The sequence below is a fragment of the Marinobacterium nitratireducens genome (assembly GCF_014645375.1).
Classification (GTDB): Bacteria; Pseudomonadota; Gammaproteobacteria; order Pseudomonadales; family Balneatricaceae; genus Marinobacterium_A; species Marinobacterium_A nitratireducens.
This window is the reverse complement of the sequence record NZ_BMLT01000002.1, coordinates 603,492-624,241: the sequence shown is the minus strand read 5'-3', so window position 1 is coordinate 624,241 and position 20,750 is coordinate 603,492. Positions and strand designations below refer to the sequence as shown.

The 20,750-nt window shown below is 63.4% G+C and carries 19 protein-coding genes; 11 read left to right on the top strand and 8 right to left on the bottom strand.

Going from position 1 to position 20,750, the window contains the following annotated elements:
* Nucleotides 1-351: 351 nt before the first annotated feature.
* A complete protein-coding gene (locus tag IEX85_RS05745; protein ID WP_188859305.1) occupies nt 352-996 on the bottom strand; it encodes a TetR family transcriptional regulator in 645 nt (214 codons plus the stop codon).
* Between the two features lie 157 nt (nt 997-1,153).
* Between IEX85_RS05745 and IEX85_RS05740 the strand changes: the two genes are divergently transcribed.
* From IEX85_RS05740 to IEX85_RS05725, 4 genes are all read left to right on the top strand, one after another.
* Entirely contained in the window at nt 1,154-2,347 is a 1,194-nt protein-coding gene (locus IEX85_RS05740) for an efflux RND transporter periplasmic adaptor subunit (protein WP_188859303.1), read from the top strand.
* 3 nt (nt 2,348-2,350) lie between these two features.
* Nucleotides 2,351-5,482 carry an efflux RND transporter permease subunit gene (locus IEX85_RS05735; protein WP_188859302.1) on the top strand — a complete coding sequence of 1,044 codons (3,132 nt, stop codon included), beginning with the start codon at nt 2,351-2,353 and terminating at the stop codon, nt 5,480-5,482.
* A gap of 126 nt (nt 5,483-5,608) precedes the next feature.
* The gene (locus IEX85_RS05730; protein ID WP_188859299.1) at nt 5,609-6,883 is read left to right on the top strand and encodes an ATP-binding protein; all 1,275 of its coding nucleotides are present in this window, start codon (nt 5,609-5,611) and stop codon (nt 6,881-6,883) included.
* Nucleotides 6,880-7,416, top strand: coding sequence for a response regulator transcription factor (locus IEX85_RS05725; RefSeq protein ID WP_188859297.1), 537 nt, complete (start codon nt 6,880-6,882; stop codon nt 7,414-7,416). Before IEX85_RS05730 ends, IEX85_RS05725 begins: the two co-directional genes overlap by 4 nt.
* A 76-nt stretch (nt 7,417-7,492) precedes the next feature.
* Here IEX85_RS05725 and IEX85_RS05720 read toward each other — a convergent pair whose 3' ends face one another.
* The 4 genes from IEX85_RS05720 to IEX85_RS05705 are packed head-to-tail and all read right to left on the bottom strand — an operon-like array spanning nt 7,493 to nt 11,047.
* The gene (locus IEX85_RS05720; protein ID WP_188859294.1) at nt 7,493-8,161 is read right to left on the bottom strand and encodes an energy-coupling factor ABC transporter permease; all 669 of its coding nucleotides are present in this window, start codon (nt 8,159-8,161) and stop codon (nt 7,493-7,495) included.
* A gap of 3 nt (nt 8,162-8,164) precedes the next feature.
* The gene (gene rimI, locus IEX85_RS05715) at nt 8,165-8,620 is read right to left on the bottom strand and encodes a ribosomal protein S18-alanine N-acetyltransferase (protein ID WP_188859286.1); all 456 of its coding nucleotides are present in this window, start codon (nt 8,618-8,620) and stop codon (nt 8,165-8,167) included.
* A complete protein-coding gene (locus IEX85_RS05710) occupies nt 8,613-9,497 on the bottom strand; it encodes a uracil-DNA glycosylase family protein (protein WP_188859284.1) in 885 nt (294 codons plus the stop codon). Before IEX85_RS05710 ends, rimI begins: the two co-directional genes overlap by 8 nt.
* Before the next feature lie 8 nt (nt 9,498-9,505).
* Nucleotides 9,506-11,047: a 2-isopropylmalate synthase gene (locus IEX85_RS05705; protein ID WP_188859282.1), complete on the bottom strand. Its 1,542-nt coding sequence runs from the start codon at nt 11,045-11,047 to the stop codon at nt 9,506-9,508.
* Nucleotides 11,048-11,275: 228 nt separating this feature from the next.
* Between IEX85_RS05705 and IEX85_RS05700 the strand changes: the two genes are divergently transcribed.
* The gene (locus tag IEX85_RS05700) at nt 11,276-12,430 is read left to right on the top strand and encodes a MalY/PatB family protein (RefSeq protein WP_188859280.1); all 1,155 of its coding nucleotides are present in this window, start codon (nt 11,276-11,278) and stop codon (nt 12,428-12,430) included.
* Between the two features lie 405 nt (nt 12,431-12,835).
* Here IEX85_RS05700 and epmA read toward each other — a convergent pair whose 3' ends face one another.
* Complete coding sequence (epmA, locus tag IEX85_RS05695) at nt 12,836-13,804, bottom strand: EF-P lysine aminoacylase EpmA (protein ID WP_188859278.1); 969 nt, start codon at nt 13,802-13,804, stop codon at nt 12,836-12,838.
* Nucleotides 13,805-13,964: 160 nt separating this feature from the next.
* Nucleotides 13,965-14,528, bottom strand: a complete 564-nt coding sequence (gene efp, locus IEX85_RS05690; RefSeq protein WP_188859277.1) for an elongation factor P — start codon at nt 14,526-14,528, stop codon at nt 13,965-13,967.
* A 116-nt stretch (nt 14,529-14,644) separates the two neighbouring features.
* On the opposite strand from efp, the gene epmB reads away from it, so the two are divergent.
* Nucleotides 14,645-15,655, top strand: a complete 1,011-nt coding sequence (gene epmB, locus IEX85_RS05685; RefSeq protein ID WP_188859275.1) for an EF-P beta-lysylation protein EpmB — start codon at nt 14,645-14,647, stop codon at nt 15,653-15,655.
* 190 nt (nt 15,656-15,845) lie between these two features.
* Nucleotides 15,846-16,397: a hypothetical protein gene (locus tag IEX85_RS05680; RefSeq protein WP_188859273.1), complete on the top strand. Its 552-nt coding sequence runs from the start codon at nt 15,846-15,848 to the stop codon at nt 16,395-16,397.
* Nucleotides 16,398-16,454: 57 nt separating this feature from the next.
* Here the strand turns inward: IEX85_RS05680 and IEX85_RS05675 are convergent, their stop codons facing one another.
* Nucleotides 16,455-16,781: a DUF1820 family protein gene (locus tag IEX85_RS05675; protein ID WP_188859271.1), complete on the bottom strand. Its 327-nt coding sequence runs from the start codon at nt 16,779-16,781 to the stop codon at nt 16,455-16,457.
* Nucleotides 16,782-17,014: 233 nt separating this feature from the next.
* On the opposite strand from IEX85_RS05675, the gene miaB reads away from it, so the two are divergent.
* Genes miaB through IEX85_RS05655 form a run of 4 tightly spaced genes read left to right on the top strand, consistent with a single transcriptional unit; the run spans nt 17,015 to nt 20,734 of the window.
* Nucleotides 17,015-18,364 (top strand): tRNA (N6-isopentenyl adenosine(37)-C2)-methylthiotransferase MiaB, encoded by a 1,350-nt coding sequence (gene miaB / locus IEX85_RS05670; RefSeq protein ID WP_188859270.1) that lies wholly within the window; start codon nt 17,015-17,017, stop codon nt 18,362-18,364.
* A gap of 51 nt (nt 18,365-18,415) precedes the next feature.
* The gene (locus tag IEX85_RS05665; protein ID WP_188859268.1) at nt 18,416-19,426 is read left to right on the top strand and encodes a PhoH family protein; all 1,011 of its coding nucleotides are present in this window, start codon (nt 18,416-18,418) and stop codon (nt 19,424-19,426) included.
* Nucleotides 19,423-19,878, top strand: a complete 456-nt coding sequence (gene ybeY, locus IEX85_RS05660) for an rRNA maturation RNase YbeY (protein ID WP_188859266.1) — start codon at nt 19,423-19,425, stop codon at nt 19,876-19,878. The genes IEX85_RS05665 and ybeY overlap by 4 nt, the downstream gene beginning before the upstream one ends.
* Nucleotides 19,879-19,891: 13 nt before the next feature.
* Nucleotides 19,892-20,734 (top strand): CorC family transporter, encoded by an 843-nt coding sequence (locus IEX85_RS05655; protein ID WP_188859264.1) that lies wholly within the window; start codon nt 19,892-19,894, stop codon nt 20,732-20,734.
* The last annotated feature ends 16 nt before the right edge of the window (nt 20,735-20,750 follow it).

The window sequence follows — 20,750 nt, the reverse complement described above, 5'->3', positions numbered from 1 at the left end:
ATACTAGCCCCTGAATATCGAGCTAACAAGCGCTATAAAACCCTATTAATTCAAGGTTAATTACAAAAGCGGAATTAACGGAAATGATATGAAAAAACCGGAAGTGCTAATTAGAAAAACAGTGAATGAATACACTCATTATTTTAAGCGTTCGATCAAAAACATGCGCAAATAATAGAACGAACAATCAATTAAAGCAGCACCTTATTTATTCCCGGTCGGGCACGGCAGTATCAGCGACATAATTCACGGTTATAATCGGCCATAAATTATGGAACCTGCGAACAAGTCCCATTTGGACTCTGCGTGCCCTTTGATTCGGCAACGATGCATCACGTTCGCGCGGTCCGCCTACCCCGCCCGCAATGTCGACGTCGACAGCCCCCGGAGTGCCATGACAAGCAGCGCATCGACGATTTGCGGCGCCTCGGCCGCCAGATCCCGGTTGCGACCGTCCTCGAGCCAGTTGAGCACGACGCCATCCAGTGCCGAATGAACCAGAAAGGCCCCAAGTTCAAGCGGGTAGCCCTCGGGAAGCTGGCCGCGATTGAGAGCATTGGAGAGGATGCGTTCGATCCGGGCGCGAAACGCCGCATGGGCTTCCTTCAACTGCTCACCGATACCCTGCAACTCACCGTCCAGTTCGGACCTTTTGATCAGCAGCCGGAATATCTGCTGGTGCTCGGGCTGGAACACGATGGTACGCAGTACCGCCACCAGAAATTCGCGCAAACGTTCCAGCGGGTACGGCTGACTGGGGCTTTCGCTGATGGTGGCCAGCTCATCCAGCGGCTCCCGCAGGCGCGCCCACAACGCCGCGAAGATATCGGCCTTGTTCTTGAAGTGCCAGTAAACGGCGCCACGGGTCAGCCCGGCCTCGCTGGCGATATCGGTCAGGGTGGTGTTGACGATTCCCCTGACACAGAACAGGTGCAGCGCCGTGTCCAGCAGGCAGTTTCGGGTTTCCAGTGCTTCTTCTTTGGTACGACGGGCCAAGGGGTAACTCCGGCTTCTGTAATTATTCTAAAGTTCAAGCCCGTCTATCTTACATACATACGCGTTTGTATGTAAGATAGACAACAGACTAGAATTCCAGCGGCTCACTCGTCAGGGACTGACCGCATCGCACAGAGCCAACTTCAAAGAGTTTCCCATGCTGCACACGTCACTCGTTAGATCGCTTTCCGCTGCCCTGGTGGCCGGCCTGCTGCTCGCCGGCTGTGATACTTCGGCTCCGACCGCAACCGCCGGGCACGCCGCTCCGGCACCCGAAGTCGATGTTCTGACGGTGCACAGCCGCGCGGTTGACCTGCGAACCGAGCTCACCGGGCGTACCGCGGCGCACCGTATTGCCGAAGTGCGGCCCCAGGTGACCGGGATCGTTCTTGAGCGCCTCTTCGAGGAAGGCTCGGACGTCAAGACCGGCCAGGTGCTGTACCGTATCGACCCGGTCATCTACAAGGCTGAGGTCGCCAGTGCCGAAGCCTCCCTGGCCAAGGCGCAGGCGGCGGAACGCAGCGCCCGCCTGAAAGCCGACCGTTATACGGAACTGGCCAAGCGACAGGCGGTAAGCCGCCAGGACCAGGACGACGCCCATGCCGCCTGGAAGCAGGCACAGGCTGAAGTCGCCGCGGCCCGGGCCGCACTGGAGCGTGCCCGCATCGATCTTGCCTATACCGAGGTCAAGGCACCGATCGACGGCCGCATCGGCAAGTCCGGCGTCACCGAAGGCGCCCTGGTCACCGCCGAGCAGGCGGCGCCGCTGACCACTATCCAGCAACTCGACCCGCTGTACGTCGACATGCGTCAGTCCACCAGCGAGCTGCTGCGTCTCAAGCGCGCCTTTGCCGACGGCAGCCTGGTCGCGGGCCCGGGCGAAAGCGCCCGGATTCACCTGCAGCTCGAGGATGGCACCCGCTACGACGCCCCCGGAACGCTGCAGTTCTCGGACGTCACCGTCGACGAAAGCACCGGCATGGTAAACCTGCGCGCCGAAGTGCCCAATCCCGACCTGCTGCTGCTGCCGGGCATGTTCGTGCGCGGCCAACTGACCGAAGGCAAGCGCCCCGAAGGCATGCTGGTGCCTCAGGCCGGTGTCACCCGCACCCCCAACGGCGGCGCCAGCGTGCTGGTCGTCACTGCCGACAACAAGGTGGAAAAGCGCACCGTAGAGCTGGGCCGCGCCATCGACGGCAACTGGCTGGTCGAGTCCGGTCTCGAGGACGGCGTTCGCGTGATCGTCGCCGGTATCCAGAAAGTCCGACCCGGCATGACCGTAAAGCCCATGGAGACGGGCACCTCCGAGCACGTCGTCCAGACCCGGAACAGCAACCCGCAGGATAGCTAAACCATGGCCAGGTATTTCATCGACAGACCCATTTTCGCCTGGGTCATCGCCATCGTCATCATGCTCGCCGGCGGCCTTTCGATTCTCAAGCTGCCGGTGGCTCAGTACCCGAGTATCGCGCCGCCTGCAGTGACCATCACCGCCACCTACCCGGGTGCATCGGCCAAGGCTCTGGAGGAATCCGTCACCCAGGTCATCGAGCAGAACATGACCGGGCTCGACAACCTGATGTACATGTCCTCCACCAGCGACTCGACCGGCGCGGCCAGCGTGACCCTTACCTTCGCGGCCGGCACCGATCCGGACATCGCCCAGGTGCAGGTCCAGAACAAGCTCCAGGCCGCCACCACCCAGCTTCCGGCCGCGGTTCAGCAGCAGGGCCTCGACGTGTCCAAGTCGTCGAGCAGCTTCCTGATGGTGGTCTCGCTGATTTCCACCGACGGGCGCATGAGTCGCGAGGACCTTGGCGACTATGTGGCGTCCAACCTGCGCGAGCCGCTCAGCCGCGTCAGCGGTGTCGGTGACGTGACCCAGTTCGGCGGCCAGTACGCGATGCGCATCTGGCTCGATCCGCACAAGCTCACCAGCTTCAGCCTGACACCGCAGGATGTGCAGGCCGCCATTGCGGCCCAGAACAGCCAGGTGTCGGTCGGCGCGGTCGGCGCACAGCCGGCGGTCGAGGGCCAGCAGTTCACCGCCACCATCACCGGCCAGAGCCGCAAACAGAGTGTCGAGGAGTTCCGCAACCTGGTGTTGCGCGTGACCCCCGCCGGTTCCCGCGTGTACCTCAAGGATGTGGCGCGTATCGAACTCGGCTCCGACAGCTACGGCGTCGACGCGCGTTACAACGGCCAGCCGACGGCGGCGGCGGCGATCAAACTCGCCACCGGCGCCAATGCACTGGATACCTCCGAGCGGGTTCGCGAACGCATCTCGGAACTTTCCGCCTACTTCCCGGACGGCGTCGAGGTGGTTTACCCGTACGACACCACACCCTTTATCAAGATATCCATCGAAGAAGTGGTGCAAACCCTGTTCGAAGCCATTCTGCTGGTGTTCCTGGTCATGTACCTGTTCCTGCAGAACTTCCGCGCCACCCTGATTCCGACCATCGCGGTGCCGGTCGTGCTGCTCGGCACCTTCGGCGTCATGGCGGCGCTCGGCTTCTCGATCAACACCCTGACGATGTTCGGCATGGTGCTGGCGATAGGTCTGCTGGTCGACGACGCCATCGTGGTGGTCGAGAACGCCGAACGCATCATGGCCGAAGAGGGACTGTCCCCACGCGAGGCCACCCGCAAGTCGATGTCGCAGATCACCAGCGCCCTGATCGGCATTGCCCTGGTACTCTCCGCGGTTTTCGTCCCCATGGCGTTCTTCACCGGCTCCACCGGTGCCATCTATCGCCAGTTCTCCGTCACCATCGTTTCGGCGATGGCGCTGTCGGTGCTGGTCGCGCTGATTCTGACACCGGCGCTGTGCGCCACGCTGCTCAAGTCGGGGCAGCACGGCAGCAAACGCGGCTTCTTTGGCTGGTTCAATCGTAACTTCGACCGCAGTACCGAAGGCTACAAGCGCGGTGTCGGCAGCCTGGTACGCCGCCCGGTCCGCGTTACGGCGGTCTACCTGGCGCTGGTAGCGGTGCTGGCGCTGCTGTTCGTGCGTCTGCCAAGCTCCTTCCTGCCGGAGGAGGATCAGGGCGTATTCCTGGCACTGGTGCAGCTGCCGGCAGGGGCGTCGCTGGAGCGGACGGAAGCCGTGATGGCGAATGCCCGCGACCACCTGCTGGAGGCAGAGTCGGACTACATCGAATCGGTACTGACCGTATCCGGCTTCAGCTTCGCCGGCAGCGGTCAGAATGCCGGTATCGCCTTCGTCAAGCTGAAGGACTGGAGTGAGCGCAAGACGCCCCAGGCCAGCGCCAATGCCATTATCGGGCGCACCATGGGCTTCCTGATGCAGATCAAGGAAGCCCAGGCCTTCGCCTTCAACGTGCCGGCGATTCCGGAGCTCGGTACCGGCAGCGGTTTCGACTTCTACCTGCAGGACCGGGGCAATCTGGGCCACGAGCGTATGACCGAGATCCGTAACCAGCTGCTCGGCATGGCGGCCCAGGATCCGGCGCTGGTCCAGGTGCGGCCCAACGGTCTCAATGACACCCCCCAGCTTCGGATCGAGATCGACTACGACCGCGCCATGGCGCAGGGTCTGAGCATCGCCGATATCAACTCGGCGCTGTCGATCGCCTGGGGCTCGGCCTATGTCGACGATTTCATCGACCGGGGCCGCGTCAAGAAGGTGTACCTGCAGGCCGACGCGCCCTTTCGCATGAACGCCGAAGACCTCAAGCTCTGGCACGTGCGCAACAGCAATGGCGAAATGGTGCCCTTCGACGCCTTCGCCCGCAGCGAATGGAGCTTCGGCTCGCCGCGTCTGGAACGCTACAACGGTATACCGGCGATCAATATCGTCGGCCAGGCCGCTCCCGGCATGAGCACCGGCGACGCCATGGCCGCGATCGAGCGCATCGTCGATCAGCTGCCGGACGGCGTCGGCATCGAGTGGACCGGGCTGTCGTTCCAGGAGCGCATGGCCGGCGATCAGGCACCGCTGCTGTACGCACTGTCGATCCTGGTGGTGTTCCTCTGCCTGGCCGCGCTGTACGAAAGCTGGTCGGTGCCCTTCGCGGTCATCTTGGTGGTACCGCTGGGCGTGCTCGGCGCCATTGTCGCCGCCAGCCTCTTCGGCCTGTCGAACGACGTCTACTTCCAGGTCGGCCTGCTCACCACCATCGGCCTGTCGGCCAAGAACGCCATCCTGATCGTTGAGTTCGCCAAGCAGCTGCATGACCAGGGCAAGGGGCTGTTCGAGTCGGTGGTCGAGGCGTCGCGCCTGCGCCTGCGGCCGATCCTGATGACATCCCTTGCCTTTATCCTCGGCGTGCTGCCGCTGGCGATCAGCAGCGGCGCCGGCGCCGGCAGCCGCAACGCCATCGGCATCGGCGTGATGGGCGGCATGATCAGCGCAACGGTGCTGGCGATCTTCTTCGTGCCGCTGTTCTTCGTACTGGTGATGCGCTACTTCAGCAGACAGAAGACACCCGAGTCGGAACCTGCACTCGCAACGGCCGACTGATAGCACCGCTTCGCCCGGAGACCGGGCTCCTACAACCCTTCCGGCATTCGTAGGAGCCCACTCCGTGGGCGAACTTTCTTCCCCTCGCGGTATACTGGGCGTCTTTCGCACTCTGGAGATCCGGCCTTGTTCGGCAACCGCCAGCAACTGCTGCAACTGACCTACATCCGCACCTTCGCGCTGTTCGGGCTCAGCCTGCTGCTGCTGTACGCGGTCTACGGCCTGCGCACCCAGATCGACAACTGGCTCGCCAGCGCCACGCTGCTGGCGATGGCGCTGGTCAACGTGGTGACCTACAAACGCCTCGGCTCCCGGCTGCCGGTGACGAACCCGGAGCTGTTCGGCCAGCTGACCGCCGACGCCGTGCTCTACGGCGCCCTCTTCTATCAGACCGGTGGCGCCACCAACCCTTTCATTTTCATGCTGCTGATCCCGCTGATCATCGCGGCAACGACGCTGCCCTGGCGCTACACCTGGCTGACCGCCGCGCTGGTGGTCGCCATCTACGGCTCGCTGCTGCTGCATCATATGCCACTGTGGAACCTGGCCGATATCCACCAGCACCAGCTGCCGAAGCTGTTCAATCTGCATATCACCGGCATGTGGCTCAGCTTCCTGCTGACGGTAATGATGATCGGCTGGTTCGTCGCCCGGATGCACGAAAGCCTGATGCAGCAGCAGCAGCGCCTGGAGCGGGCCCGGCAGAAACGCATCGAGGACCAGCAGCTGCTGGCGCTGGCCAACAGCGCCGCCGGCACCGCGCACGAACTGGGCACCCCGCTCGGCACCATGCGCGTGCTGCTGAGGGAAATGGAGATCGAGCACCGGAACGACAGCGAACTGCTGGAGGATATCCACCTGCTTCAGCAGCAGGTGGCAGTCTGCTCCGACCGGCTGCAGAGCCTGGCCCGCTCGGTGCAGGACGAACCGCTGCAGGCCCCGCTGAGGCCGTTCGTCGAGATACTGGACGAGGTCATCGATCAGTGGCTGCTGATGCGACCGGAGGTCAGTTTCTCGCGCCACCAGCCGTCCGGAGACTCGCCGTGGCTGCGTTGCCAGACGACCCTGATCCAGGCCCTGCTGAACCTGTTCAACAACGCCGCCGACGCCTGCCCCGACAACATCGACATCCGCCTGGAGTGGGACGCCCGCGACTGCTGGCTGCGCATCCGCGACCGTGGTCCCGGACTGCCGCTAGAACGCAGCGAGGAGCTGGGCAAGCCATTCGTTACCACCAAGGGGCGGGGCCTGGGGATCGGGCTGTTCCTCACCACCAGCACCCTGGCCAGCCTCGACGGCGAGGTGCGCCTCTACAATGATCCGGAGGGCGGCACCCTGACCGAGGTCCGCCTGCCCCGGGCAACCGCCAACGACGACCGCCAGCCACGAGCACAGCCATGACCGACCCGACACCCTTTCTGATCGTAGACGACGACGCCACCTTCACCCGCGTGCTGTCCCGCGCCCTGACCCGCCGCGGCTATGCGGTCAAGGTCGCACGCAGCGTCGAAGAGGCCCGCCGTCTGCTGAGCGAGTGGGTTCCCGTGCTGGCAACCGTCGACCTGAAGATGGAGGGCGCGTCGGGCCTGGCGCTGATTCCGGATCTGCGGGCGGCATCCGGCGAGATGGGTATTCTGGTGCTGACCGGCTACGCCAGCATCGCCACCGCGGTCGACGCCATCAAGCTCGGCGCCACCCAGTACCTGCCCAAACCCGCCGATGCCGACCAGATCCTCGCCGCGCTGTCGCAGCAGGAGGCCCGCGTCGAAGCCGAGATCGAGGCCCAGCCGATGTCCGTGGACCGGCTCGAATGGGAGCATATTCAGAAGGTTCTGAGCGAGCACGACGGCAATATCTCCGCCACCGCCCGGGCGCTGGGCATGCACCGCCGCACCCTGCAGCGCAAACTGCTGAAAAGGCCGGTGAGGCGGTAATTCGGTTACGGGTTACGGGTTACGGGTCACCCGTAACCCGTAACCCGTAACCCGTAACCCGTCACCCGTCACGCCGTTATTGTTCATCGATATACGCCCGGGCATTGAAGGTGCGGATCCAGTCCGGGTAGAAAACCATCATGCCGGTCATCAGAATGCCGTTGAGCAGCCCTTCGGGAAACATGATCAGCGGCAGCAGCATGACGTATTCGCGGTACAGCCGCGACCAGTCGTAGACGCCATCCAGCCACAGCAGCAGTACCGTCGACAGCCCGGACACGGCCACCGCCAGTCCGCCGCCAATGAAGGCGCAGAGAAAGAGATAAACGAAAAAGTTCTTCGGCAGCTTCGCTTCCACCAGCCACAACAGGCCATAGCTGACCCACGCCGGCAACACCACCGAGCAGAGTCCGTTGAGCCCGAAGCCCTCCCAGCTCTCCTGGCCCGTCAGCGTCATCCCCAGCAACGCCAGCGTTGCCGAGACCACGGCCAGGTCCCAGCCGAACATCAGCGTCAGCGTTGTCATGCCAAGGAAGTGGATGCCGAGCCCCGGTGAGATGCCGGCGCGCAGCACCCACAGCAGCATCAGCGTAACGGTCGCGCCAAAAAACAGATGCTGGAGCTGCCGGTTCGACGCCAGCACCCGCCACGGCAGACGCCACAGCGCCAGCAACAGCAGCAGCGCGAAAAGCGGAGAAGCGATCCACACCAGCAGCGGGCTCAGCAACCCTTGCGAGATACTCATGGTTCAGGGCGTTCCGGACAGTATTCGGCTCATCAGCACCGCGTCCTCGCGGCCGGATCCGCTGGCGTAATAGCCTTTTCGCCGGCCGTCTTCCGCGAAGCCCAGGATGCGGTAGAGGCTGAGCCCGGCGGCATTGGATGCCCGCACTTCGAGCATAAGCCGTTCGCATCCGTCCCCGGCCAGACGCGCCATTACCTCCTCGAGCAGCTGGCGACCCAGCCCTTCGCGCCGGCGCGCCGGCTGCACCGCGATCTGCAGCAGCTCCGCTTCATCGAACAGGCGACTGCACAGTGCAAAGGCCAGCAACTCGTCGCCCTCGAACAGTCCAAGATTGAAACCGCCCGGCTGACCGAGCTGGCGCTGCAGCAGGGTTTCGCTCCAGGGCGGCTCGAAGCTGCTCGCCTCCAGCAGGCTCAGCGCCGTCAGGTGGGCAGCGGACAGCGCGCGGACTTCAGCCATCGGCCAACAGACCGATCAACGGCTGCAGGTCACGCCAGACCTCGCGCTTGCAGCCCGGCACCTGCAACATCTCGCTGAGACTTGCGGTGGCAATGGCCGGCAGGTCGCTGCGGGGACGGAAGACGACGCCGCGCACGCCGTCCCCGGCCTCGCGGGTGCGTAGCACCAGCCTGGCCGCCGTCTCGCCAAGCAGGAGCACAAAGCGTGGCGAAGTGCTTTCGAGCATGCGTTCGAGCTTGCGCTGCACCGCCGCCTCGGCCTGCTCCCAGCCCTGATCCAGGGTACGACTGGTAAACGCGGGCCAGGGGAGCATCTGCGCGGTCGGCGGCTGTTCCACGGCAAGTCCCAGGGCCCGTACCAGCGCCATCGACAGGCGCTGATGGGCCGGCGTCAGGCCTCCACGGGACTGGGGCGGCAACGAATCGATCAGCAGGACGTCCCCGAGGCGCAGGAAGGCCAGCTTGAACTGCGGAATGTCCTGCGGCGCCAGCGGCGGCAGAGGCACGGGCGCCGCTGCCGCAGCGGATTCGGGGGCCGGGGCGGCGCTGGGCGCGACAGGCGCCCGTGGCTGCGACTGTGGCGCAGGCTTCGGCGCCGCCGGTCGCGCCTCGGCGTCTGCGCCGAGGCTGTCGAGCAGCGCCGCACGCCCAACACCGCTGGGCTGCGGTCGCGGAGCGGACGGGGCCGCCGTCGCCTCCTGCGCAGCCTCGGCAACGTCGTCGTCGAAGAAGTCACCCTCCCCGACGGAGTTCTCGCCCTGACGAAACCCCCAGACCCAGTCCCGGGACGCGCGGGCGCCCGGCAACGGCGCCCTGGGCAGCCAACTGGTGACCCCGAGCGCATCGAGATACTGATGGCGCCGCTGCTCCTGAATCATCGACCGGTTCAGACCTGCGGATGCGCTTTCTGGACGTTGGCGTCGAGCATGTTGAGCGCATGCACATACGCTTTCGCCGAGGCGATGATGATGTCGGTGTCGGCGCCGAGCCCGTTGACGATCCTGCCGCCCAGCTCGAGGCGAACCGTCACCTCACCCTGGGAGTCGGTGCCGCTGGTGATGGCGTTGACGGAGTAGAGCTCGAGGCTGGCACCGGAATGGACCATTGCCTCGATCGCCTTGAAGGTGGCGTCGACCGGCCCCGAGCCCTCGGACACCGAGGTATTCTCGACACCGCCGATGCTCAGCGTCACCAATGCTTCCGGCACCTCGCCGGTCTGGGAAGTGACCCTGAGGCTGCTGAGCTGGTACTTCTCGTTGTTGGCAATGGCGCGGGCATCGGACACCAGCGCCATCAGGTCCTCGTCGAAGATTTCGTGCTTCTTGTCCGCCAGCTCCTTGAAACGCGCGAAGGCGGTATTGAGCTCGGCGTCGGATGCAAAGCTGGTACCCAGCTCCTCGAGACGGGTGCGGAAGGCGTTGCGACCCGAATGCTTGCCCAGGACCATGCGGTTGGTGTTCCAGCCGACGTCTTCGGCGGTCATGATTTCGTAGGTCTCGCGGTGCTTCAGCACGCCATCCTGGTGGATGCCGGATTCGTGGGCGAAAGCGTTGGCGCCGACGATTGCCTTGTTCGGCTGCACCGGGAAACCGGTCACGCTGGAAACCAGCTTCGACGCCGGCACGATCTGGGTGGTATCGATATTGGTTTCCAGCCCCAGGCAGTCGCGGCGGGTTCGCAGCGCCATGACGATTTCCTCGAGGGAGGCGTTGCCGGCACGCTCGCCGAGACCGTTGACGGTACACTCCACCTGACGCGCCCCGGCGGAAACCGCCGCCAGGGAGTTGGCCACCGCGAGGCCCAGGTCGTTGTGGCAGTGCACCGAGAACACCGCCTTGTCGGCGTTGGGAATGGTCTCGAGCAGGCGTCGCATGGTGGTGGCGAACTCCTCCGGTACCGCGTAACCGACGGTATCGGGGATATTGATGGTGCGCGCGCCGGCATCGATGACCCGCTCGATGATGCGGCACATGAAGTCGAACTCGGAACGGCTGGCGTCCTCGAGGGAGAACTCGACGTCGTCGATCAGGCCCCGCGCCCGGGTTACCGCCCGTACCGCCTGCTCCACCACGCGATCCGGCTCCATCTGCAGCTTGTACTTCATATGGATCGGCGAAGTGGCGATAAAGGTATGGATACGGCCGCTGTTGGCCCCGCGCAGCGCCTCGCCGGCCCGGTCGATATCGGTGTCGAGGGCGCGGGAAAGCGAGCAGATGGTGCTGTCTTTCACGGTATCGGCGATCGCCTTGACCGCCTCGAAATCGCCGGGGCTGGCGATGGCGAAGCCCGCCTCGATGACGTCGACGCGCATTTTTTCCAGCTGCCGGGCGATACGCAGCTTTTCGTCCCGGGTCATGGAGGCGCCGGGGCTCTGCTCGCCGTCGCGCAGGGTAGTATCGAAAATAATGACTCTGTTGTTATCGCTCATCGGAAATGCTCCAAATGGATTGCCCGACCACCGACGTCGTGCCTGAATTAAGAATACAGCCAAACCGGCGGGAAGGAGAACGTCGGCCTGGGCCGGCACGGGCGCTGCGCGCGGGATTCGTGGCGGTAACTTAAACGCCGCCTTGGCCATTTGCAACCCGCGGCCGCTACAATGCCAAAGGGACCTCTCGACAGGTGCCTTCGATGCAACAGAAACGACGGGTGTACCATGGCCCCTGAGAATTTCGACCGTATTATCGACCGGCGCGATACCGCCAGCGAGAAATGGGAAAAATACCGCAACACCGAAATCCTGCCAATGTGGGTGGCAGACACCGACTTCATGTCGCCGCCAGCGGTCATCGAGGCCCTGCGGCAGCGCATCGATCACGGCGTCTTCGGCTATACCAACACGCCGGATGAACTGGTGGAGCGGGTCATCGCGCGGCTGCAGCAGCTTTACGGATGGCATATCGAGCCGGACTGGCTGGTCTGGCTGCCGGGGCTGGTCTGCGGACTCAACCTCAGTTGCCGCGCCGTCGGTCGGGATGACGACAGCGTGCTGGTGCCCAAGCCGGTCTATCCGCCTTTCATGTCGGCCCCGAGGTTCAGCTCCCGCCAGCTGATCACCGTGCCGATGCAGCAGCAGGGCCATCGCTGGCTGATCGACTTCGATGCGCTGGAGGCGGCTATCGAGCCGGACAGCCGGCTACTGCTGTTCTGCAATCCGCACAACCCGGGCGGGGCCGTCTACCGGCGCGAGGAACTGGCGCGTCTGGCGGCGATCGCCGAGGCGCACGACCTGGTGATCTGCTCCGACGAGATTCATTGCGACCTGATTCTGGAGCCAGAACTCAGTCACGTTCCGCTGGCATCCCTCGGACCTGCCATCGAGGCGCGTACCATTACACTGATGGCGCCGAGCAAGACCTACAACATCGCCGGACTTGGCTGCTCCTTCGCCATCATCCCGGACCCGGAGCTGCGCCGCGCCTTCCGTCGGGTGCGCAAGGGCATCGTGCCGGGTGTCAACCTGCTCGGCTATACCGCAGCGCTCGCGGCCTACCGCGACGGCGATGACTGGAACCGGCGCCAACTCGAGTACCTGCGCGCCAATCGCGACTACCTGGTGTCGGAGATCAACCAGATACCGGGGCTGCATATGGAGCCGGTCGAGGCCACCTACCTGGCCTGGATCGACATTTCCGCCGCCAAGCTGGAAAACCCCGCGCACTTCTTCGAACAGGCCGGCGTCGGCCTGTCGCCGGGCCGCGATTTCGGCGACGACCGCTACATGCGCCTCAACTTCGGCTGCCCGCGCGGGCTGCTGGAAGAAGCGGTGCACCGCATCCGCAGCGCCATGCTCAATTCGCTGCCGGCGTAACGGGTGACGCCCAACGCTCTGCCAACCGGCCCCAATCGATCTGTCCTGCGATCGATATGATGGGGCCGCGATGCCCGAGCGACGCGGAAGCGGTACGTCTGTGCCGATGCATCGCTTGTCCCATCCTACCCGCTGCCAGTCGTAGGGCACCTTGAGTGTAACGAAACGTGCCATTCGAGTGGTTTCGGGTGAGGCTCTGCCAACCGACACCAATCGATCTGTACTGCGATCGATTTGACGGGTTACGCGATGCCCTGACCTATCATTGACCGGCCGAGAAACTGCCATTGCATCGCTAGACCCATCCTCCGGTTCGTGGCTTCGGGGAGGTTCAGGGGGTGGCGTGAGGTTGATGATCCCACGTAACCCGTAACCCGTAACCCGTAACCCGTAACCCGTAACCAACTATGCGAGGTCGAACGGAAAGGCGATCACATCCCGGATCGAACGGGTGCCGAGCGCCAGCATGACCAGTCGGTCGACGCCGAGGGCGACGCCGGCGCACTCCGGCAGGCCGGCCTCCAGCGACGCCACCAGGCGGGTTTCCAGCGGCCGCTGCGGCAGGCCGAGTTCACTGCGGCAGCGCTGGTCTGCCTCGAGCCGGCGCGCCTGTTCGGCGCTGTCGGTCAGCTCGTGGTAGCCGTTGGCGATCTCCATGCCATCGATAAAGAGTTCGAAACGGGCTGCGACACGGGTGCCGGTGGCGTCCTCACGCACCCGCGCCAGCGCCGACTGCGACGCCGGGAAATCGTGGACGAAGACGCCGCCCTCCAGCCGCGGTTCGATCACATGCGACATCAGCAGATTGAGCCAGGTGTCCCGGCTGTCGTCCTCGAAATCCGCATCCAGATGGTTGCGGCAAACGGCCTGCAGCTGCGTCAGGCTCGCACGGTGCGGATCGATGCCGAGCTCGCGCTCGAACAGAGTCCGGTAGCTGAGGCGTTCCGGAGCAAAGCCCGGCAGAACCGCCGCTACCAGCGCCTCGACCTCGTCCATCAAGGCGAAGTCGTCAAGACCGGGACGATACCACTCCAGCATGGTGAACTCCGGATTGTGACGCCCGCCCACCTCTCCGTTGCGGAAAACCTTGCCAAGCTGATAGATGGCGCCGGCACCTGCAGCCAGCAGCCGCTTCATGGCATACTCCGGCGAAGTCTGCAGGTACAGACTCTGCGCCGGCGATTCCGGCGTAGGCCGGAACTGCGCTTCGATCGAGTCGATAAAGGGATCGCTAACGGCCCGGTGCGACAGCTGCTGGGTGTCCACCTCCATCACATCGCGGTGGGCGAAGAAACTCCGGATGCGGCCAAGAATCTCGGCGCGACGGCGCAGGTTATCGATCGGCGCACTCGGGCGCCAGTGTTCTGAAGTCATCGTTACTACCGTTTGGATGTCGCCAGTGCAGGAACATGTGGCGCAGACCGCCGGGGGATGGCTGAAACAGCCTTGTTGCAAAAGCAAAATGGTCACCGCCCATCCTTAACGGGCAACGGCAGCCGAAGCTGCCGTTGCGAAGGGGCGGTACCGCGAAAAATCAGGCGCGGCTGACGTATTCGCCGGTACGGGTATCGATGCGCAGTACATCTCCCACCTCGACGAACAGCGGCACGCGGACCACGGCGCCGGTGCTCAGAGTCGCCGGTTTGGAGCCGCCCTGGGCGGTGTCGCCCTTGAGGCCCGGATCGGTTTCGGTCACTTCCAGCTCGACGAAGTTCGGCGGCGTCACGGAAATCGGGTTGTCGTTCCACAGGGTGATCATGCAACGATCCTGTTCCTTGAGCCACTGATGGCTGTCGCCCACGGCATTCTTGTCGGCGGCGTACTGTTCGAACGATGCCGGCTCCATGAAGTGCCACATTTCACCGTCGAAGTAGAGGAACTCCATATCCCGATCCATGACGTCGGCGCCTTCGGCCGATTCGTTGGACTTGAAGGTCTTCTCCCAGGTACGGCCGGTGATCAGGTTGCGCATCTTGACGCGGGTGAACGCCTGCCCCTTGCCGGGCTTGACGAATTCGACGTCGGTCATGGTGCACGGATCACCGTCCAGCATGATTTTCAGGCCATTCTTGAACTGGTTCGCGGAATAATTTGCCATATTCGGTAGGACTCGGGAGCTTGATGAGCATGGATTGATACGGGCGCGGGCCCGAAAATTGACAGCTATTCTACTTGAAAGGAGAATGCGAGCAAATTCCCGTGTCCGGACGTGCCTTGAACCTCCCCCTGACCCAACTCGACGACTGGCAGTCGCTGCTCAGTCACACCCTTGACGACCCTGCCGAACTGCTGCGTCAGCTGGCGCTGCCGGACGAGCTGCTGGCTCCGGCCCTTGAGGCTGCCGGCGATTTTCCGCTGCGTATTCCGATACCCTACCTGCGGCGCATCCGCAAGGGCGACCCGGAGGACCCGCTGCTGCGTCAGGTACTGCCGCTCGGCGCCGAACGCATTCCGGTGCCCGGTTTCGTCAGCGACCCGCTCGCCGAGGCGAACGCCAATCGCCGTGACGGTCTGATTCACAAGTACAAAAGAAGGGTGCTGCTTATTCTGAGCGGGGCCTGCGCCATCAACTGCCGCTACTGCTTTCGCCGCCATTTCCCCTATGACGACAACCGGCTGGGCCCGGAGCAGTGGCGCGAGGTGCTCGGCTATCTGCGCGCGCACCCCGAGGTCAACGAAGTGATTTTCTCCGGCGGCGACCCGCTGGCGACCAGCGACCGCCGGCTGGCGCGCTTTATCGCCGACCTCGGCGAGATCCCGCACCTCACGCGCCTGCGCATCCACAGCCGTCTGCCGGTGGTGATTCCGCAGCGCGTGACCGACAGCCTCGTCGATACCCTCACCTCCAGCCGGCTGCGACCGGTGATGGTGTTGCACGTCAATCACGGCAACGAGATCGACGACGAGGTCGAACAGGCGCTCGAACGTCTGCGCCGCGCCGGCGTCACCCTGCTCAATCAGGCGGTGCTGCTGCGCGGCGTCAACGACAGCGTAGCGGCGCAGCAGGACCTCAGCGAGCGCCTGTTCGCGGCCGGCGTACTGCCCTACTACCTGTTCGTGCTGGATGCCGTCGCCGGCGCCGCCCACTTCGACGTACCGGATGATGAGGCGCGCCGGCTGATGCTGGCGCTGCAGGCCGAACTGCCGGGCTTCCTGGTACCGCGCCTGGCGCGGGAGATCCCCGGCCGTCCGGCCAAAACCCTGCTGGGCCTGCCCGAACGATGATATTTTTTTGCCGCCATTAAGCGACAGTTCAAGACTGGCTCGCATCGTGCGACAATCGGGCCAAAGCTGGTGCAGAATGGAACTTGCATAAATTTCAATCAGCTTGATCCGGCAAACGCCGATATAAGGATCAACAATAATTCCGTATGGATATACAACCGTTTCAGGAAGTAAACAGGAGCCTGGTCAGATGAAACCCTGGAAACTACTGTTGCTTGTAACCTGCTCCACTGCAATTGCCGGCTGCAACAGTCTGTTCAGCAAGAAGCCCGAACCGGTCCCCGAACCGGAACCTGTGGTCAAAGTGAAGAAGCTCAAGGAACCGGTGGTACAGGTTCACGGGTTCAAGCCGGGCAAGCCGAGCCGCGGCGGCCTGACCGATGCCCATATCAACTTCAGCAACGTGTCCGCCGAGCGGCTGCAGTTCGTGATGTTCAAGACCACGGCCTATGACAGCAAGGGCCGGGTGGTGCGCGCCAAGAAAACCAACCGTCCCACCGCCTGGCTGAGAGTCGCAGGCCCGTTCGAGCCGTTCAAGCCCGCCACCGATCACAAATGGGACAAGATCTGGCAGAGCAACGATCTGGCCTGCTTCGAAGTCGAGGGCGTCGAAATCATCTATATGGACGGCGCCAACGAGTACTACAACGAAACCCGCCTCGGCGACATTATCGATCCGGCGCTGAACAACAGCTGCCGCCTCGAAAACGTCGTGGCGCAGCAGCAAAGCCAGCCTCAGTAATCATCTGTCGGGGCGCCTGCCCGGCTGCCTGCAGGCGGCTGCGCAGGTGCTCCGGAACTACTTGCTGCCGCGCGGCGGCACCGCCACCGGAAAGGCGGTGACGGTGCCCTTCGCCTCGCTGATCCGCGGCACGCCCTCGTGCTGCACCTCGTCGATGCGGATGATCGCCTGCATCGGGATAAACGATCGCTTGACGTCGCCAAACTGCTTTTTCAGCTTCTCCTCGCCCGGGTCCACCAGCACCTCGGAGCGATTGCCGAAGACAAACGCTTCCACTTCGATAAAGCCCCACATCTCACTCTGGTAGACATGCCGGGCGTATAGTTCGTACACCTGATCCTGGTTGACGAACTGGACCCGGTACATGCGATCGTCACTGGCCATTGCTAATCGATCTCGCTCAAAACATTGAATTCCATGCACTCATAATGGGGGCGCCCCGGCAAGTTACAAGGCTGCTCAAATTCTGGCCAGCCCCCTCAGCTTTCAGTATAATGCGCGGTCCTTTTCGGGGGGCGGGTCTCGGGCCGGCCAAAACCCCGACGCCTGCGCCCGCAAATGCCGCACCGTCAACACCGGGCCGACGACGCAACAGATCAACCAGATACAGGTGAGAGATGGCGAAAAAGCTGTTTATCAAAACCCATGGCTGCCAGATGAACGAGTACGATTCCGCCCGCATGGCGGACCTGCTCGGCGAGAGCCATGAACTCGAGCTGACCGACAACCCCGACGACGCGGATGTCCTGCTGCTCAACACCTGTTCCATCCGTGAAAAAGCCCAGGAAAAGGTTTTTCATCAGCTGGGCCGCTGGCGCAAGCTCAAGGAACGCAATCCGGATCTGGTGATCGGGGTCGGCGGCTGTGTCGCCAGCCAGGAAGGTGAGGCCATTTATCAGCGCGCGCCCTACGTCGACATGATCTTCGGCCCGCAGACGCTGCACCGCCTGCCGGAGATGATCGACCTGACACATCAGGGCCAGAAAGGCGTGGTCGACGTCAGCTTCCCTGAAATCGAGAAGTTCGACCACCTCCCGGCGCCGAAGGTCGAAGGCGCCGAAGCTTTCGTTTCAGTGATGGAAGGCTGCAGCAAGTACTGTACTTTCTGCGTCGTCCCCTACACCCGGGGCGAGGAAGTCAGCCGTCCGCTCGACGACGTCATCGCCGAATGCGTCGAACTGGCCGAACAGGGCGTGCGCGAGGTCAACCTGCTGGGCCAGAACGTCAACGCCTATCGCGGCGCCACCCATGATGGCGACACCGCGGACCTGGCCGAGCTGATCCGCCTGATCGCCGGCATCGACGGCATCGACCGTATCCGCTTCACCACCTCTCACCCGGTGGAGTTCAGCGACAGTCTCATCGACGTCTACGCCGAAGTGCCCGAGCTGGTCAGCCACCTGCATCTGCCGGTTCAGAGCGGCTCCGACCGCATTCTGATGGCGATGAAGCGCGGCCATACCGCGCTGGAGTACAAGTCCAAACTGCGCCGCATTCGCAAGCTGCGCCCGGACATCAGCTTCTCGTCCGACTTCATCATCGGCTTCCCCGGCGAGAGCGACGCCGATTTCGAAGCCACCATGAATCTGATTCAGGAGATCGGCTTCGACCACTCCTTCAGCTTCGTTTACAGCCGCCGTCCCGGCACGCCCGCCGCGGACCTGCCGGATACCGTCTCCGATGAGACCAAGAAGCAGCGCCTGCAGATTCTGCAGGACCGCATCATTGCCCAGGCCATGCAGATCAGTCGTCGCATGGTCGGCAGCAACCAGCGTATACTGGTCAACGGTTATTCCAAGAAAGACCCGGGCGAGCTGTCGGGCCGCACCGAGAATAACCGGGTGGTAAACTTCCGCTGCGACAATCCCGATCTGATCGGTCGCTTCGCGGATGTTCGTATTGTCGAAGCCTATGCCAACTCGCTGCGCGGGGAACTGATCAGCTCGGAGCTGGATCAAACCCACTGAACACCGCACTCGTGACCGGGCGGCGAGGCCGCCCGGACGACAGGAGAGAACTTGAACACTGCGCAAACGCTTAAAGTCACCCTCGAACCCGACAATCCCGAACACCTGGCCAACCTCTGCGGCCAGTTCGACGAACACCTCAAGCTGATCGAGCAACGCCTGCATATCGAGATCCGCAATCGCGGCAATCATTTTCAGCTGATTGGCGATCTGGAGATCGTCAAGGTCGTCGCCGAGATCCTCGAACGTCTTTACCAGGATGCCACCAGGGGCGTGCAGCTGACACCGGATGCGGTGCACCTGCAATTGCAGCAGTCCGGTGTCGAACAGCTGCAGAACCGTCTCGAAACGAACGATGCCGAAGTCAGCATCCGCACCAAGAAGGTTCATATCCGTCCGCGCGGCGCCAACCAGCAGGCGTATGTGCGCGCGATCCGCGACTACGATATCAACTTCGGCATAGGCCCGGCCGGCACCGGCAAGACCTATCTGGCGGTGGCCTGCGCGGTCGAGGCGCTGGAGCGCGAAGAAATCAGCCGCATTCTGCTGGTGCGCCCGGCGGTGGAGGCCGGCGAGAAGCTCGGTTTCCTGCCCGGGGACCTGGCGCAGAAGGTCGATCCCTATCTGCGTCCGCTGTACGACGCGCTCTATGAAATGCTCGGCTTCGAACGCGTGACCAAGCTGATCGAGCGCAATGTCATCGAGGTGGCACCGCTGGCCTACATGCGCGGCCGCACGCTCAACGGCTCCTTCGTTATCCTCGACGAAAGCCAGAACACCACCCGCGAACAGATGAAGATGTTCCTGACCCGCATCGGCTTCGGCTCCACCGCGGTCATCACCGGTGACATCACCCAGGTCGACCTGCCGCGCAATACCCAGTCCGGCCTGCTGCATGCGATGCGCGTGCTGGACGGCGTCAAGGGCATCGGCTTTACCCACTTCTCGGCCAAGGACGTGGTGCGCCACCCGCTGGTGCAGCACATCGTCGAAGCCTACGACCGCTTCGAGCAACTGTCAGAAGAGTCGCAGAACAACGCCATGGGAGCCGCGAGACCGTGAGTGCCGATATCGAGTTGCAGATCGGTACCGACAGGCCCGGGCTGCCATCACAGGCGCAGCTTCAGCAGTGGGTCGACGCGGCGCTCGACGGGCGCCGCGACGGCGGCGAAATCTGCATCCGTATCGTCGATGCCGACGAAAGCCGGGCGCTCAACCACCAGTATCGCGGCAAGGACAGGCCCACCAACGTGCTCTCCTTCCCGTTCGAGGTGCCCGAGAGTGTCCCGCTCGACCTGCTCGGCGATCTGGTGATCTGCGCCGAGGTGGTCGCTGACGAAGCGGTGGAACAGCATAAACCCGAGCCACACCACTGGGCCCACATGGTCATCCACGGAACCTTGCATCTGCTTGGCTACGATCATATAAATGATGAGGACGCCGAGGAGATGGAGTCGCTTGAGCGGCGGATCCTCGAAAGCCTTTCCATTCCAGACCCCTACCAGGAACGCTAGCAGAGGACCCTTGATGAGCGTTGACAAATCGGGAGGCCAACCCCGAAGTTGGTTGGGCCGGCTTGCCCAGGCCCTGACCGACGAACCCAGAACCCGTGACGACCTGCTGTACCTGCTGCGCGAATCCGTCGAAGACAACATCCTCACCTCCGAGGCCCTTGGTATCATCGAGGGCGCGATGCAGGTGTCGGACATGCAGGTGCGCGACGTCATGGTCCCCCGATCCCAGATGGTGGTCGTGCAGGTGGAACAGTCTCCGCGCGATTTCCTGCCGGTGATCATCTCCAGCGCCCACTCCCGTTTCCCGGTGATCGGCGAAAGCCCCGACGATGTGCTCGGCATCCTGCTGGCCAAGGAGCTGCTGCCGCTGATCCTGGAGGACAACTGCGACAGCTTCGACATTCGCAACGCCCTGCGGCCGGTAACGGTGATCCCGGAATCCAAGCGTCTCAACACCCTGCTGCAGGAATTCCGCGCCAACCGCAACCATATGGCGGTGGTGGTCGACGAGTACGGCGGCGTCGCCGGCCTCATCACCATCGAGGACGTGCTCGAGCAGATCGTCGGCGAGATCGAGGACGAGACCGATATCGACGACGACGACGGCAACATCCGTCCGTTCGACGACAACGGCTATATCGTCAAGGCACTGACGCCGATCGAGGACTTCAACGAGTACTTCGATGTCGGCCTGCCGGATGACGACTTCGACACCATCGGCGGCCTGGTGACCCAGCGCTTCGGCCACCTGCCGCGCAAGGACGAGAGCGTCGAGCTCGACGACTTCACCTGCAAGGTACTGGCGGCCGACAACCGCCGCATACGCCTGCTGCAGGTCAGCCGCAAAGGCCGTTGAGACAAGCCCGCGATAT